Raw genomic sequence first — 15,769 nt, forward strand, 5'->3', positions numbered from 1 at the left:
GAACGCAATGGAATTACGCCAGCTTCGGTATTTTATGGAGGTAGCAGAACGGGAACATGTGTCAGAAGCGGCTGATCATCTGCATGTCGCACAATCCGCCATCAGCAGGCAGATTGCAAATCTTGAAGAAGAGCTGCAAGTCACTTTATTTGAACGGGAAGGCAGAAATATTAAATTAACGCCGATCGGCAAACAATTTTTAGAACATATTAAAACGGCGATGAAAGCAATTGATTACGCGAAAGAACAAATTGATGAATATCTTGATCCGAATCGCGGAACCGTCAAAATAGGATTTCCGACGAGCCTTGCAAGCCAGCTTTTGCCGACGGTGATTTCGGCGTTTAAAGAGGAATACCCGAACGTTGAGTTTTTGCTCCGCCAGGGTTCTTATAAGTTTTTAATCGAAGCGGTAAGAAACAGGGATATAGATGCGGCGCTGCTCGGCCCCGTTCCGACGGAATTCCCCGACATAACAGGCAATATCTTATTCACGGAAAAGATTTACGCGCTTGTTCCGCTGCATCATCCGCTTGCCAAACAGAAAAATATTCATTTAATTGATCTGCGCGGCGACCAATTCGTTTTATTTCCTGAAGGGTTTATTCTCCGTAACATGGCGATTGACGCTTGCAGACAGGCCGGCTTTGCGCCGCTAGTATCGACGGAAGGCGAGGATTTAGATGCCATTAAAGGATTAGTCTCCGCGGGGATGGGAGTTACTTTATTACCTGAAAGCACCTTTGCAGAAACCACACCCCGGTTCACGGTCAAAATTCCGATTGAATTTCCTCAAGTGAAGCGCACCGTAGGCATTATTAAACCAAAAGGAAGGGAACTTGCTCCGTCTGCAAATGATTTCTATCATTTTGTCATTCAATTTTTCTCCAAACTTGAACAATATCAATAAAAAACAAACCCGAGCTTCAAAACGAAGCCTCGGGCTTTTTCATATTTTTATAGATCTTTCTCAGCCGATCGGAATGGATAGTTCAACGTGGCAGACAAACGCTTCCGGATCAATGACTGATTGATCGGTCTGTTTGGGCGGCGTTTCTTTAAAAGTCTTCAGCTGGGCTGAGGAATAGTTGACGATGCCGAGTCCGAGCTCTTCTCCCTGCTGATCAAGCAGCCTGACAACCGCTCCGCTGCTGAATCGGCCCTTAATCTGCTCGATGTCCTGCGGTGACAGCTCCATATTTCCGTTCGCGACATCGCGGCTGCTTTCTTTTTCCATCACAATTTCGCCTTCGGGGCCGGAATTAAATGCAAGCCATTGTTCTTTGTGGTTTAACGGCAGGGTTCCTTCCGCTTCAAAATAAGTTCCTTCAGCCGCCTCATCTACCGCTTGAAGCAGAATGTCCGGAATGTTAGCCTGCCCGAGAAAGCCTTTAATACCGGAGGCCATCACAATTTTAAAAGCATCCAGTTTCGAACGCATTCCGCCGGTTCCCATTTCACTCCCGGCATCTCCCGCGCTTGCTTCTATTTCTGGAGTGATGTCACTTACATGACTGATTCTTTTCGCTTTCGGGTTGCTGCGCGGATTATCATCATATAAACCGTCAATGTCTGATAAAATCACAAGCATGTCGGCATCAATTAAACCTGCCACCTTCGCTGCGAGTGTATCGTTATCTCCGAATCTCAGCCGGTTGACTGTGACCGTGTCATTTTCATTAATAATCGGAATAATGCCTCGTTCCAAAAGGACGTTCATCGTATTGCGCACATTATGGTAGCGGCATTCATCGGAAAAGTCGCTTCTTGTAATTAAAATTTGTGATGCGACATAACCGTGCGCTAAAAACAGCTTTGAATAAGCCTCCATTAATAATCCCTGCCCGATGGAAGCAGAAGCCTGTTTTTCAGGGAGGCTTTCCGGTTTCTGAATAAATCCGAGCTTCCGATAACCTGCCGCCACTGCGCCGGAAGATACTAAAATCACTTCATAGCCGCTGTCTTTCAGCTGTGCGATTTGATCCACCAATGCTTCCAGCTTTCTTCTGCTGATTTCCCCGTGCAGGCTCGTCAGTGAGCTGCTGCCGATTTTCACCGCGACTCTTTTGATCTTCGTCCGAGACGTCACTGTATCACTCCTGTTTTTTAACGATTATAGTGCTGCCGTTTTTTCAATTGTTTTGCTGATCTCAATAGAACGTTCGGTCGCGTGTTTAATGGCTTTGGCAATGGCTTCTCCGCCGCCTTCTGACCTGAGCGCATCGAGGCCGGCTTCCGTCGTGCCGTTTGGAGAGGTGATGTTTTCCCGAAGCACATCCGGTTTTTCACCCGTTTCCATCAGCATTTTAGCGGCGCCCAATAACGTTTGCGCGCCGATTTTGCGGGACAGCCGTTTGTCTAAGCCGGCTTCTTCACCTGCTTTTTCAATAAACTCCATTAAATAATAAAAGTACGCCGGTCCGCTGCCTGCGATACCGGTGAAAATGTCCATCTGATCTTCCTTGATCACGTACACTTCCCCGAGGCATTCCAAAAGGGATACCGCGGTTTTTGCTGAACCGTAAGAGACATGGTCTCCGAAAGCCGCAGCTGTTGCCGATTCGCCGATCATGCTGGATGTGTTCGGCATCACTCTTACAACCGGCTGACGATCATGTAATGATTGTTGTATAAATGAGGTTGTTATGCCTGCCAGAACAGACAGGATGATTTGATGAGGTTGAATACGCCGTTTCAGCGCAGCCAGAGCGATTTCAGCATCCTTCGGTTTCATGGCTAAAATAAAGACATCAATGTCTTCGGTTTTCATGCTGTCAAAAGCAATGCCTTGAATACCGTATTGATGTTCCAATTCAGCGAGTCGCTCTGTATTGCGGCGGTTTGTCACGCAGATGTTTTGGTTGGGAATTTTTTTTGCGCGGACCATGCCTGATATCATTCCTTCAGCCATTGATCCTGCTCCGATAAAAGCAACTTTCTTTTGATCTAAGATCGGTAACATCTCCCTTGTTCGTATTTTGTTCGTATTTTTCACACGTTTTTTATGTTACCACTTCAGGAGTTGATGTCAAGTTTGAAGGTATTATTGATATGTATTGTTCCGAGCCTGCTATTATGTATACTGAATCACAGAACAAACCTTTTGAGCCCGGGAGGCCGGGGGCGTTCCCCGGCCGGATTTAAAAATTATCTGAAATGGCTTTTTCTATCAGCTTTTTGCAGCGGTCAAGCTCTGTCTTCAGCTGTTTTTTGTAAAGCTTCGCAGCCTCATAGTCTTTAAATTGATAGAGAACGACTTCCTGGAGTTTGGCTCCCTCTTTTTTCACTTTTACTTGCTTTAAAATCCCGTCATCCAATAGTTCGTGAAGTGAACGGTACACCTCGGTATGATTCGGCTTAAAACCGATGGGTTTAAATTCCGAACGCAGCACTTCGAGAAGCTTCAGTCCGTAAAGCCGTTCCTGCTCTGTCATTGTAATCATGTAAAGCTTTAAAAAAGCTCTTTGTTTCACTAAAAAACCGGTTGAACTTCTTTTTTCTTCTTTCAATATGTGCACACCCTTTCCTCTAACAAATAATTCCATGTACTAAATATTCTCTATAGATGCCCTTTTCCCTTTTTGTATGCTGTATCAGTTTTATTTGTATCTTGTTGTTTTTATGGATAGAGGGAAAAATCGAATAACTGAACATTTGGTACATAGTTTATTTAGTATAATTATAACCTGTTTGTGCCGATATTTCATTCTTCCGTTCAGGGGTAGTACCACATCACTATCAAGTTAAAAAACAAAATACCCCCTAAAATGAAAAAATACTGTAAAGTAATAATAAAGATTTGATATTATAATCAAATTATCGAAATGTTTATTTGGAGGTTTTATTAATGAACATTTTAAGTTCGTGGTTATATAACATGAAAATCATAAAATACTTATTGGGAAGGAGTTGATAATTTAAAACTAAAGGAGAGATATTAATGATATATAGAAAAGCAAATCAGAAAGATTATGATACAATTTTGAATATATGGGAAGAGTCGGTTTTAGCTACTCATCATTTTTTAAGAGATACCGATAGAGAAGAGTTTAAAAAAGAAATACCCTCATATTTCCCACATCTTAATGTCCAGTTATGGTATGAGAAAGAAGATTTAATTGGCTTTTCTGCTATAAATAAACAACACTTAGAAATGTTATTCTTAAAACCTAATAAAATAGGTAAAGGATACGGTAAAGCTATTATTAATTCTTTAATTAAAGACTTTGATATTACAACAGTTGATGTAAATAAAGACAATAAGAGTGCAACTAAATTCTATATTAATAATGGCTTTTTTATAGTAAGTGAAACGGAAACAGATTCTTCTGGACGTCCATACCCTATACTAGAGCTAAAGTTAAAATAAGGTAAAGGTGAAAATCCTCCCTTACCTTTGATTTTTGCACTAAACTGCGCGTTAGTCCAATAAGAATTAAATATTTGGCGGTGTACGCAGGTGAAAAAATTGCTATACATTGTGCCATCACCAAGTTAGATAGCTACTTAGAATTGTAGTGATTATAGTAAAAATAAAAACAACAGGATAATCATAAATGTATGTTATCCAACTTTTTTTATATTATCTCAGGATTGAATGTTTATATTATTATTTGTAATTTCCAAAGTTCCCAAAGCGTCTTTTGGGAACTTTATTTGCTTAACGTTGTAAATCCGCATTTTTCTGACGCTACCCCAATTATAACTTATTTTAATCTTGATATGTCCTTATTTCGGGTTGTGACAGCTTCGCTGGTACTCCCCCGTTCACGGAAATTCAGAAGACGAATCTTTTGATCTATTAACATTCCCTTCAAAAGATAATCAGAAGCGCCGATGGACCGTTTCGAATGGAATAAAAAAGACCCGTCATGAAGACAGGTCCCCTTTTGTTTAAGGATTCGTTGACCACAAACCGGCAGTTTTGATGAAAATGCGCGGATGTAATTTCAATTGAGCAACCATATATTCTGCAAGATCCTCAGGCTGCATGACTTTTTCCGGATTGCCGTCTGTCAGATTTAATTCAATAGACATGTCGCTGGCAACCGTGCTCGGAGTCATTGCGCTGACACGGATATTGTGTTTTCTGACTTCCTGCATGAGAGATTCAGTCAGACCGAGAACGGCAAATTTAGAAGCGCTGTACGCACTTGTCGCCGCGGCGCCTCTTTGGCCCGCCGTAGAAGAAATATTAATGATATCTCCTGATTTTCTCTCAATCATTTCAGGAAGAACGGCGCGTGTCACGTGGTATACACCCATTACATTCACTTGAATGATGTCTTCCCACTCTTCAGGCGTAAGATCCAAAAATCCGCCGAATTTGCTGATTCCGGCATTGTTAATCAAGATGTCAATCTCACCGAGTTCTTCTTTAATAGAGGAGACGGCTTGTTCAACCTCTTTTTGGTTTTTTACATCGGCAGCAGCGAATGATGCCTTTACACCAAGGGCTTTCACTTCTTCCGCAACCTTTTCGACATTTGCTTCTGTGCGCCCGATTAAACCGATATTGACTCCTTCTTTGGCTAAAGCGATAGCGGCGGCGCGGCCGATTCCTCTGCCCGCACCCGTGATAAGAGCCGTTTTGTTTTGTAAGCTTTCCACGTCTTTCACCCTTTCTGAATGTCCTTATGTACGATTTCACATTATAAGCAGAAAAAAAACAATTAGCAAATAAAATGATTCAACACGATCCGTAAAGGGTATCTACTGAAAAAAAGGAGTGAAAAGCAGATGATCATCATTTTGTATATCAGTGCTGCCGTTGCGGCTGCCGCATTAATTTATGCAGCCGTATCCGCCGCGCATTTTAAAAGAAACACAGCGCCTGATATAAAGAAGATTAACGCCGCGACAGCGTCCATGCAGACGGCCGTTGATGAAATCAAAACAGAAACCGATCTGTTATCGCAAAAGCAGAAAGAGCTGAAAGAAGATTTTCTCACTAAAAAAACAGCCGTGCAAACGACGGCGGCCGAAGTTAAAGGAACGCCTCACGTCCTGAAGATGCTCTGGAACGCCGGTAAAAGTGATGTATGAGCCTGCATGTCATCCGACGTTTTTGATGACACTAAGAGAAACCGGCGGATTCAAGGAGGCATAACATGATTTGCGATCGTGAGCGGCTTGCGCATTTTTTGCAGCAGCTTAAAGCACTATCTTCTTCGGTAGGGTTTACAAAATCGGATTTGCTGACTCCGGCTTTCCATTTAGCTAAGGACGGAGATCTGGATTTGTATTATTCGCCTCATAATGAATATATTAACCCTTATGCAGTCGTTGCCATTTCCGGAATCACACCCGGTTTTTTTCAAATGCAGCTGGCTTACAAAAAAGCGGCACAGCTTTTAAAAGATGGCGAAACTCTTGAAACGATAGCCTATGAAACAAAAAAAGCGGCCGGACTTTCCGGTTCAATGAGACAGAACATCATCGAAATGCTTAATGAATGCGGTCTGCCGGCCGCGCTTCACGTTGAGGATTCATCCCGGTTATTTGATTCAAAACGGGAGCTTCTTCATACAACGTCCGTTATCAAACACCCTGTTTTTTATAAACAGAAAAACTATACGGGACATCGGCCGGCAATCAGCAGGTCAGCTCTTCTAAGCCGTTACGCGCTGACATGTTTTCCGGATGAAATAGAAATGATGAAAAAGGACATTCTGCTTATCCCTCTCGGCAAAGCAGCAGAATCAGCCTGCCGCATGCTGAAGAAGAACGGCAGAATGGGTCATGCGGTCATTCTGGAAGGCTTCCCGCATCCGTCCGGAGCAAACGGACATCGTTTCAAACAATTTCACGAAAACAAACAATCGTTACGTGAACAAATTCAGCGCTTTGCCGGGTTTCTTCAGCAGCTGTAAAAAAACGCCCCGAATTTTCGGGGCGTTGCTGTTAAGAAGCGTATTCAGGCAATGCTTTATTGTGTTTTGCCGTTTTCTCTTCAGGTATTTTGATTTGATTGGTCAAGATTGCACTTACGAAATAGAGCGCTGCGAAAATCCATACAACGCCTTGTGCGCCGACAAGTCCGATGAACGCCCAGGCAAGCGCGGGACCGACAAATGCCGACAGGCCCGCAGCCAGATTTAACACAGACATGGCAGCACCTTTATCGCTGCCGGCCGCCGTCGGCACGATAGCCCCGATCGGAACGAACCCGGCGAGGAGCCCTCCCCATATAAAACCGACAATGCTGACGAAAAGCAAGTTCCCATGTGATACAACAGGAGCATAATATAATAAAAGAGTAAAAATGCCGCAGCCCACTCCCCCGAACCACATGACAGTCTTCTTCCAGCCGAATGCATCGCCGACTGCGCCGAAGATTAAGTTAAAGACGATATTTCCGAGAAAGATCGTTCCCCAAATTTGAAGCCATACATTTGTAGAAATGCCGTGTTGCGCCATATGCATCGGAAGAAATACCGGAAATCCGTATGTACCAATGCTGTTAATGATCCGAATGATCCCCCCAGAGAGCACACGCGGATTTTCAGCAAGGATGGTGATTCCCTTCATTAATTCCTGCGCCTTTTCCCGCTTATCTGCCTTTTTCTTTTCAAAGCGGTCCCTATTTAAAATCAAAGCAAAAAACGCGCCGAGGCAGACCCAGAAAATTGAACTCCACAGTGTATTCAAATAGCCGAAGGATTTGATGGCCCAGCTTGAATACCAAGCACCGAATACAAACATCCCGCAGCAATATGCAATCCAGAACCAGCCGACCGCCGTACTGAGCCTGTTTTTCGGCGACCGGTAAATCACCCATGTCAAAAAAGAATAGGCAAACAGCGGATAACCCAGCCCTTTAATAAAATACGTGACATACATCACCGGCAAATTAAGATTTTCAAATCCGTATGCGATAAACGCGGCTGTTCCGATAACGTAAAACAACAGCCCCATAAACATCGTCCGCTTTGCGCCGAAGGCTTCGAGGCAGACCCCTGAAAACCAAGACGCCACAGCGAGAGAAACACCGTAAACCGTAAACAGGGATGCTGATTGCTGTACCGTCAAGCCGTTTTCAACTAAAAACGGGCTGAGCCAGCCTTGTTCAAGGCCGTCCCCCATCATAAACAGCACGACTCCCAAAAATCCCCATGCGAGCTGTTTCGGAATTCCTATTTTATTAAGCATTTTTGTTCCTCCTCAGCAATCTTTCATGTTGTCATCTCATCCCCAAGTCAGGCTTTCACCGCCGGCTGAAAATGAGTAAATAATTTTTGCGTATGTTTCCATTCTTCATATAGGAAGAGATCCGTCTGATCCGCTTCCGGCTCAATTACCTTTGTGCGGCTCGAAAGCTCTGCTTTCACACCGAGAGCTTCGTTACAAATCATCACCGCTCCCATTGCGGATGCCTGGCTGAACCCCTCTCTCTTATAGATTTTCTTTTGGAGAAGGTTAGCAAGAAACTGCGTCAAAGCATCACTTTGGAAACCGCCGCCGCACACCTTCACATCATCTTGTGAAAAGGAAGCCACCTCTGTTAACGCCTCATAGTTCCATTTGATTGAAAAAGCGATTTCCAGCAGTGCGGCTTTGACAAAATGGGCTCTGCTTAAGTTTTGGGACAGCGGAGCGTCAAAAATAAATCCGCCTTTTGCCAGTGCGTTTTTCTCAGGCGATAAATAGGAGCCTAACGCAGAAATACAAGCATGATCATGTTTCGGCAGACTTGCGATTTCCCGTTCCATAACGCCGTAGGATTCATTCGGATAAAAAATGGATTTTAATTTTTGATAATTGAGTCCTGTTACACCCGGATTCGTTTCAAGAAGCCATTGACCTTCTTCTGTATGGCAATTCAGCCATGCATTCTCTAAACTTTCGGTTCCGGTCTCCGCTGTTATCTTTGTAATCGGCGTCGTCGTGCCGGATACGATGACGATATCTCCCGGCTTTGCATCTGCACTTTTGATGGCAAGCTGTGTGTCTCCCCCGCCTGCAATCACAGGCACTCTTTCAGAAAGGCCGAGAACCGCCGCTTTCTTAAACGTTAACATTCCGACAACCGTCCCAGATCGGACGAGTGAAGGAAGAATGGCAGAAGGCACACCGAAGATGTTGCATAATTTCTCTGACCACACCTTTTTCCTTACGTCAAACAGCAGTGTTTCAGCAGCCTGTGACGGTTCATAGCTTAAAATACCGCTCAGCTCAAATGTCACCCAGTCACTGATGCTTGTGATGTACTTCACTTCTTTCCATAAAGACGGCTGTCTAGCTTTTAATCCGACAAGTTTCATGGCGGAAAATAAAGCGCTCGGAAGACGTCCGGTTTGCTGATGCACTTCTTCTTTTGCCTCAATCCCGTCTTCCCATTCACGGCCTCTGTTATCAATGTTGGGCAGACCGAGAAATGCCTTTTTATCTTTATTGATCAGAACGATTCCCTGCCTCTGGCTTGTTGAGGTGATTCCGATTAATGTAATATGTGGGCTTTTGGCAATAACCTTCCTTGCCATAGCGCTGATTTGCTTCCATATCCCTTCCGGTGAGAAATATCGTCCGTCCGGATAAAGCGGATCCGTCACATATTCAATGTCTTCCCTTTCAAGCGAGGTCACTTCGCCGCCGGCAGTCACGACCGCGACTCGCGCATTCCCCGTCCCGATATCAAATACAAGGTAGCCTTTTTGTTCAGCCATTACAGCCTCCTCCTTCCGTTTCAAGTTCTCTTTTGTTATAAAGTTCACGTATTGAGCAGGTTTGATCTTGTTTCCATTTGAAAAGCGCTTCATTTAAAATCTTCACATGATGATCTTCCACTTCAAACGTTGCGCCCGCTAAATGGGGAGTCGCTAACACATTCGGCAAAGAGATCAATTCATAATCAGAAGATTCAGGCGGTTCGTGATAAAACACGTCAAGGATCGCTCCCTTAATCCGCCCTTCTTTCAGCACCCGCAGCAGCTCTTCCCTGTCTGTAACCGCCGCTCTTGACGTATTGACAAAAACAGCTTCCTGTTTCATCAATTGAAAGTGCCGGGCGCCGATAAGGCCGATGGTTTCTTCTGTGCGCGGCAAGTGAACGGAAACAATATCACTTTCAGAAAATACCCGTTCAATCGTCGTTTTTTCATACTCCCGGTTTTCATGACGGACAAATGGGTCATAGTAAAGCACCTTGCAGTCAAAGGCGGCCAATAGCCGGGCGATTCTCTGTCCGACAGCTCCGAAACCGATAAGGCCGACTGTTTTCCCTGTCAGCTCATTTCCTCTGAATTTGACGTAAGCCTGCAAATAATCACCATTCCACTTCCCGTCCTTCAGCCACTGATGGGAAGAATACGTATGACGCAAAAATGAAATCACATTTCCGATAAACATTTCAGCAACAGCCTGGGCATTGCGGGCCGGTGTAAAGAAAACGGGGATTTTTCTTTTAGTCGCCGCCGCAATATCCACGTTAGACGGCATTCCTCTGCAGACACCGATAAAAGCGGAATCGGGCAATATGTCAATAACACGCTCAGACACCTCATCAAGTTCAGTAATAAGCCCCGACGCGTTTGTCTCTTGAATCATTCGGATTAATTCATCTTCCCGATAGGCCCGGCCGTGCTTCTTCCACGGCCGGTGCACAGTCCGGCCGAACAGCTTAGTCAGCTCTTTCAGCCCCTCGTCGTGATATGGTGCGGTAATTAAAACCGTCATGGTGCAAAACATCCTTTTCACATAAATTTTTTCATAAAAAAATCTCTTTCCCCAAAGAAGGAAAGAGATTCATATACCGTCTTTATGCGCTTGAAGCGCACAAATATGTATAGATCATTCTTTCCTATCTTTCAAGCATACGCTTGCTGGAATTGGCACAATAAATGTTGCCGAGGTTTCGTAGGGCCAGTCCCTCCACCTCTCTGGATAGAAAATAAAATGATGAAATTGTCAGGCTGTTTAAAAGAATAAACTCATCATAGAAAAGTCTTTCCATGATGTCAACACTTTTTTTCTGAATTGACGTTCGATTTTGAAATGTTATAATGCTTACAATATAAACAAAGAGGAGAAATGGGCTATGAATTCTGCTGCAACACAGCCGAACGGGGTCTTTAAGTCGGTATGCTCACTAGACTGTCCCGATCAATGCGGCTTGCTTGTGACAAAAAAAGACGGAAAAATCGTTAACATTCAGGGAGACCCCGATCACCCGGTCACATCAGGGAATATTTGCAACAAAGTCAGACACATGGCTGAGCGCATTTATGATGAAAAGCGCGTAACCGTTCCGTTAAAACGGATCGGTAAAAAAGGTGAAGCCGCGTTTGCGCCTATTTCCTGGGAGGAAGCGATCAATACGATCAGTGCGCGCTGGAAAGAGCTTATTGCCGAAGAAGGAGCGGAAAGCATTCTTCCGTACAGCTTTTACGGCAATATGGGAAAACTGGCGGCAGAGGGAATGGACCGCCGTTTTTTCCATCGTCTCGGAGCGAGTCATCTCGAACGGACGATCTGCAGCAAAGCCGGTTCTGAAGGCTATAACTATACAATGGGAGAAGGAGCGGGTACTGATCCGGAGGAGACCATACATGCAAAGCTCTTTATTTTTTGGGGGATCAATGCCGTCAGCACGAATATGCACCAAGTCATGATTGCTCAAAAAGCCCGGAAAAAAGGGGCTAAAATTGTCGTTATCGATGTACATAAGAACCAAACCGGCCGGCTTGCCGATTGGTTTATTCCCATTCGCCCCGGCACAGATGCCGCACTCGCCCTCGGTATCATGCATGTCTTATTCGACGAAAACCTTCACGATGAAGCATTTCTCACAGAATACACCGAAGGCAGTGACGAATTAAAAGCGCATGTCAAACACTATGATCCGGAAACGGTTTCTGCTATTACAGGCGTTAAAGCCGACGATATCAGACGCCTTGCGAGAATGTACGGGGAAACCTCCCCTTCCCTTATCAGGATCGGAAACGGCATTCAGCACCATGACAATGGCGGAATGATCGTCCGCACCGTTGCCTGCCTTCCGGCTGTTACAGGACAGTGGCTCAACACCGGAGGAGGCGCAATCAAGCATAACAGCGCGGTATTAAACTATAACAGACAAGCGCTCCAGCGGCCTGATCTGCTTTACGGCAGGAAGCCACGATCATTTAATATGAACAGGCTCGGAAGCGTTCTTTTAGAAACAAAACCGCCCGTGCGCTCCCTGTTTATTTACGGTACGAATCCCGCAGTGGTTGCGCCGGAAGCGAATAAAGTCAGAAAAGGACTGCTGCGGGAGGATTTATTTACAGTCGTTCACGATCTGTTTTTAACGGAAACCGCCAAATATGCGGATATCGTGCTCCCTGCTGCATCCGCTTTTGAAAACACGGATTTTTACACGTCTTACTGGCATCATTTTATTCAGCTGCAAAAACCGGTGATCGAACCCTACGGGGACAGCAAATCGAATACGGAAGTGTTCCGTTTGCTTGCCGGAGCAATGGGCTTTACCGAGCAGGAGCTTCAGGATACCGATGAAGAATTGATCAGACAGGCACTGGACTTTCCCGACAATCCGTATATCGAGGATATTGATTACGAAGCGCTCTCACGCCATTCCTTCATGAAAGCCAAACGGAAAAAACCGCTTTTTCCGGGAAAGCTAAAGACACCGAGCGGAAAAATTGAATTATATTCTGAAAAGATGAAACAAGACGGTTATCCGGCGCTGCCGACACACATCCCCCTTGAGAGCGATGGCGATTTTCCGCTTTTATTTGTCCCGGGACCGAATCATAATTTTTTAAATTCGACATTTTCGAATAATGAAAAACATGTAAAACTGGAAAAAGCGCCAAAGCTTTTTATTCATACAGAGGATGCTGTACGCCGGAACATAGAAGACGGGGAAACCGTTAGAGTTTGGAATCACCGCGGAGAGTGTGAATTGACAGTTTCGGTCGGCGAACAGGTGCTTCCCGGCGTTGCAGTCAGCCAAGGTCTTTGGGCCGATATGGATGATAAAAAACAGCTCGTCAATTCGCTCACGCCCGATCGGCTGGCGGATATGGGCGGAGGCGCTGTTTTCTTCTCCGGAAAGGTGCAGGTGGAAAAGCTCAGCAATCAAAACCGTCCGCAATAAACGCCGGGCGGTTTTGATGAAGGCCGAATCCTTTCAGCCGGCTTCACCGTATAAAAAGTGATAACGTTTATTGGAGGTTTGCTTATGGATATCATTACCGGCATCGGAATCGCTTTAGCCGGATATTTCATAGGAGACGGATTGAAAAACTTTAAATCACCTGATCCTCATGAACACACTGACCACATTCTCATTAAAGAAAAAGATCTGCACTTCTATATTGGTTATTATTTAGGGGTTACGAAGGAAGAAGCAAAACAAATCGTGCCCGACACCTCTGATGTTCCGCATATCACGAGAAACGGAAAGCGGTATGTACAGAAAACTGCATTAAGAGAATGGTTGACTTCCATGCTGGAAAAAGTATAACAGCTGCCATGAAAAGCGGGAAGGGTTTTTCTCTTCCCGTTCATTAAGATTTGCCGCCCTTTCTCTCTTCAACCCCAAACATACGATGGATATCGTTCTTACGTAACGAAACATCCCCTTCTTTTGATTTCAAATAAAACCCTTTCATATATAACCGTATGACTTCCTCATATGTAAGCTCATGACGAAGGAGCGCCATTAAACGCCCGTCTTTTTCATCTTGTTTATTGAACCATTCATACCGTTCTGACCAGTTCACTTTCTGCATGTCAAACACCTTCCCACTTTGGATTAATGCCCTTTTCGCATTCTTTTACTTATTACCCCTTCTGTAAATATTCCGATTACCTGTGACATTTTTGAAAACAGCCGTAACCCCTCCCATTAGTCACCGTGTTGACTTGTTTCCCATTTCGTTGTATATTATAATTGTCAACATGGTGATAATTTAGATGGGAGATATTATGGATATTAATTTATTAATGAAGGAACTGCATGTCATGCAACAAAGTTACGCATCATTATTTTCGGTTGTCAATAAAGTGCAGGCTCGGGGGGACGAATACTTAGAAATGTTGACTTCCCGACAGCACATGACTCTTATTGCTATTGCCCATTTACCGACGGAAGATACCACACTTATGAATATCGCTAAAAAGCTGGGCACAACAAAACAAACCGCTAACAAATTAATTTCAAGCCTCGCGAAAAAAGGATATGTTCACACTGTGCCAAGCAAACTGGATAAACGTGCAATCAATATTGAGATTACCGCTGAAGGAAAAAAAGCGTTAATTTCCTGTTCAGAAAAATCCACCTATTTTTTAGCGGATATGTTTCATGACTTCACAACTGATGAAATTGAAACATTCTGGAGGCTATTGCAAAAACTTTATCGTTTTGATGGTGAAGAACAGGATGGTTTTGAAGAAAAAGCACATTTGAAAGTTGAAGATCAGGCACAATTCATCTCAGATGACTATGAAGAAAAAATCATGACTGAATTTTCAAAACGGCGATATGGGAGTGCATACGATGAATAATATGCTTTATCGAAAAGTAAAAGAAACAGAGGATAAAATGAAGGAAAAATGCTATGAGCTGAAAGATAAAATTGATCAATTTATTTCTCATACTAAATACAAAATTCATTGCAACCGTAAACTGGACCGAGCCGGCAATTATATATCAATTGCCATTGGACTCTTTATCCTAACTGCCTCATGGCTGACCGCAACACAATGGCTGCTTTGGATAGGCGCGGCGAGTATTTTGAGTAATGCCTGCTTGCTCATTATAAAGCCTGTTAAAAATTGAAAATCTGAAAAAAGCTCTCTAAAAGAGAGCTTTCTTTTATTAATCGTCCCAGTCTTCATCTTCTTCCCAGTCATCTTTCGCTTCCTGAATCTTATTATAAAAAAATTCGATAAAGCTTTCTGCAACGATATCTTGATAGCCAATTATCCTATCCCATTCCACTACAGGGCATTCTCCGTCTTTCATTTTATTCGTATCTAGACAGTAAGCAAAGAAATCAACATCTTCTATGACAACAAGACCATCAGCAAGTCCATAATGTTGTTTATATTCTTTAGTTTTATCTGCAACTGACGCATGATCGAAGTTATAGCCTAAAACTAAAACCCCAAATAAACCACCAGCACCGTATTTTTCTAAGAACCATTTATAGCTAATAGGAAGTTCGCATTGGAGGATTTCTTCAATGCGAGTTATGTTTTCATGGCTTGCACCCTCTGTGAATATAGCATTTTGCTTGTTTTCATTAATAAAGGTTTCAACCTTTGAATAAATCATTTAATTTAAACACCTCAATTCTCATTCTCAAATTGTTTCGCTCTCCACTTCCAATATCTCTTTCGAAAGCTTCCATATTGTGCTTTTAAAACCTTATCATTTCTAAAACTTTCACCATCAGTCTTAAGCTTATGAATAACATCACTATATTTTGTATGTAAACTGTTTGGAATTTCAAGCATTGGCCCAGGTTCTTCTTGAATCAAGTGATGTAAATTAATCTGTGTGCCATCTTTTGCATAAGGAGCATTACCGTTTTTCGTAAGCTGAAGATTTGTTACGCCAAATTCTGTTTTTTGGTTCATATCAATATCTTTTATAGTACACTCTGCGGCTTATGTCTTTAACTTTTCCCTTTGCTTTTACCTTGCCCTTAACCTCAAAGGCACCATACTTTTCTTTATTTAACCAAGGAAGGTTTATTTCTTGACCAGTAAACGGCTTTCTCGTTCCATCCGGGATTTTCTTTGCATTGGTCAAAAGTTC

Annotated in this window: 17 protein-coding genes, 1 pseudogene and 1 riboswitch; of the genes and pseudogenes, 8 read left to right on the forward strand and 10 right to left on the reverse strand. The window is 43.5% G+C overall.

Annotation, left to right across the window (positions count from 1 at the left end; genetic code table 11):
* The first annotated feature begins 7 nt into the window (after positions 1-7).
* Positions 8-910 carry a glutamate biosynthesis transcriptional regulator GltC gene (gene gltC / locus NQS30_RS20865; protein ID WP_015239986.1) on the forward strand — a complete coding sequence of 301 codons (903 nt, stop codon included), beginning with the start codon at positions 8-10 and terminating at the stop codon, positions 908-910.
* A 60-nt stretch (positions 911-970) separates the two neighbouring features.
* Here the strand turns inward: gltC and proB are convergent, their stop codons facing one another.
* From proB to rtp, 3 genes are all read right to left on the reverse strand, one after another.
* Positions 971-2,089, reverse strand: coding sequence for a glutamate 5-kinase (gene proB, locus NQS30_RS20870; RefSeq protein ID WP_015239987.1), 1,119 nt, complete (start codon positions 2,087-2,089; stop codon positions 971-973).
* Positions 2,090-2,113: 24 nt separating this feature from the next.
* Positions 2,114-2,962 (reverse strand): pyrroline-5-carboxylate reductase, encoded by an 849-nt coding sequence (gene proC, locus NQS30_RS20875; RefSeq protein ID WP_069007403.1) that lies wholly within the window; start codon positions 2,960-2,962, stop codon positions 2,114-2,116.
* Between the two features lie 178 nt (positions 2,963-3,140).
* The gene (gene rtp / locus NQS30_RS20880; protein ID WP_003153833.1) at positions 3,141-3,509 is read right to left on the reverse strand and encodes a replication termination protein; all 369 of its coding nucleotides are present in this window, start codon (positions 3,507-3,509) and stop codon (positions 3,141-3,143) included.
* Between the two features lie 431 nt (positions 3,510-3,940).
* Here rtp and NQS30_RS20885 point away from each other — a divergent pair, with 431 nt between their 5' ends.
* A complete protein-coding gene (locus tag NQS30_RS20885; protein ID WP_000640391.1) occupies positions 3,941-4,369 on the forward strand; it encodes a GNAT family N-acetyltransferase in 429 nt (142 codons plus the stop codon).
* 524 nt (positions 4,370-4,893) lie between these two features.
* Here the strand turns inward: NQS30_RS20885 and NQS30_RS20890 are convergent.
* The gene (locus NQS30_RS20890; protein WP_007407344.1) at positions 4,894-5,610 is read right to left on the reverse strand and encodes a 3-ketoacyl-ACP reductase; all 717 of its coding nucleotides are present in this window, start codon (positions 5,608-5,610) and stop codon (positions 4,894-4,896) included.
* Positions 5,611-5,739: 129 nt separating this feature from the next.
* Here NQS30_RS20890 and NQS30_RS20895 point away from each other — a divergent pair, with 129 nt between their 5' ends.
* Positions 5,740-6,045 (forward strand): hypothetical protein, encoded by a 306-nt coding sequence (locus NQS30_RS20895; RefSeq protein ID WP_032869927.1) that lies wholly within the window; start codon positions 5,740-5,742, stop codon positions 6,043-6,045.
* Positions 6,046-6,110: 65 nt separating this feature from the next.
* A complete protein-coding gene (locus NQS30_RS20900; RefSeq protein ID WP_012117723.1) occupies positions 6,111-6,872 on the forward strand; it encodes a hypothetical protein in 762 nt (253 codons plus the stop codon).
* 31 nt (positions 6,873-6,903) lie between these two features.
* On the opposite strand, the gene NQS30_RS20905 is transcribed toward NQS30_RS20900, so the two are convergent.
* From NQS30_RS20905 to NQS30_RS20915, 3 genes are read right to left on the reverse strand one after another with little or no spacing between them, the layout of a single operon-like run.
* On the reverse strand, positions 6,904-8,151 hold the full coding sequence (locus NQS30_RS20905) for an RbtT/DalT/CsbX family MFS transporter (RefSeq protein WP_061581690.1): 1,248 nt from the start codon (positions 8,149-8,151) through the stop codon (positions 6,904-6,906).
* Positions 8,152-8,198: 47 nt separating this feature from the next.
* Positions 8,199-9,665 carry an FGGY-family carbohydrate kinase gene (locus NQS30_RS20910; protein WP_076425203.1) on the reverse strand — a complete coding sequence of 489 codons (1,467 nt, stop codon included), beginning with the start codon at positions 9,663-9,665 and terminating at the stop codon, positions 8,199-8,201.
* Positions 9,658-10,674, reverse strand: coding sequence for a 2-hydroxyacid dehydrogenase (locus tag NQS30_RS20915; protein WP_122504063.1), 1,017 nt, complete (start codon positions 10,672-10,674; stop codon positions 9,658-9,660). The genes NQS30_RS20910 and NQS30_RS20915 overlap by 8 nt, the downstream gene beginning before the upstream one ends.
* 121 nt (positions 10,675-10,795) lie before the next feature.
* Positions 10,796-10,888, reverse strand: a riboswitch (SAM riboswitch).
* A gap of 147 nt (positions 10,889-11,035) precedes the next feature.
* On the opposite strand from NQS30_RS20915, the gene NQS30_RS20920 reads away from it, so the two are divergent.
* Together NQS30_RS20920 and NQS30_RS20925 are read left to right on the forward strand one after the other, a co-directional pair.
* Positions 11,036-13,099, forward strand: coding sequence for a molybdopterin oxidoreductase family protein (locus NQS30_RS20920; RefSeq protein ID WP_072589160.1), 2,064 nt, complete (start codon positions 11,036-11,038; stop codon positions 13,097-13,099).
* A gap of 84 nt (positions 13,100-13,183) precedes the next feature.
* A complete protein-coding gene (locus NQS30_RS20925) occupies positions 13,184-13,468 on the forward strand; it encodes a hypothetical protein (RefSeq protein WP_076425206.1) in 285 nt (94 codons plus the stop codon).
* A gap of 43 nt (positions 13,469-13,511) precedes the next feature.
* Here the strand turns inward: NQS30_RS20925 and NQS30_RS20930 are convergent, their stop codons facing one another.
* Entirely contained in the window at positions 13,512-13,736 is a 225-nt protein-coding gene (locus NQS30_RS20930) for a hypothetical protein (protein WP_052827529.1), read from the reverse strand.
* A 196-nt stretch (positions 13,737-13,932) separates the two neighbouring features.
* On the opposite strand from NQS30_RS20930, the gene NQS30_RS20935 reads away from it, so the two are divergent.
* Both NQS30_RS20935 and NQS30_RS20940 read left to right on the forward strand, forming a co-directional pair.
* Complete coding sequence (locus tag NQS30_RS20935; protein WP_160223569.1) at positions 13,933-14,511, forward strand: MarR family winged helix-turn-helix transcriptional regulator; 579 nt, start codon at positions 13,933-13,935, stop codon at positions 14,509-14,511.
* Positions 14,504-14,785 carry a hypothetical protein gene (locus NQS30_RS20940; RefSeq protein ID WP_061581688.1) on the forward strand — a complete coding sequence of 94 codons (282 nt, stop codon included), beginning with the start codon at positions 14,504-14,506 and terminating at the stop codon, positions 14,783-14,785. The genes NQS30_RS20935 and NQS30_RS20940 overlap by 8 nt, the downstream gene beginning before the upstream one ends.
* 39 nt (positions 14,786-14,824) lie before the next feature.
* Here NQS30_RS20940 and NQS30_RS20945 read toward each other — a convergent pair whose 3' ends face one another.
* Positions 14,825-15,283, reverse strand: coding sequence for an SMI1/KNR4 family protein (locus tag NQS30_RS20945; protein ID WP_160223471.1), 459 nt, complete (start codon positions 15,281-15,283; stop codon positions 14,825-14,827).
* 14 nt (positions 15,284-15,297) lie between these two features.
* Positions 15,298-15,769, reverse strand: a pseudogene (locus NQS30_RS20950) (HNH/ENDO VII family nuclease); the annotation flags it as partial.

This window comes from Bacillus sp. B1(2022), assembly GCF_040259625.1.
GTDB classification, from domain to species: Bacteria; Bacillota; Bacilli; order Bacillales; family Bacillaceae; genus Bacillus; species Bacillus velezensis.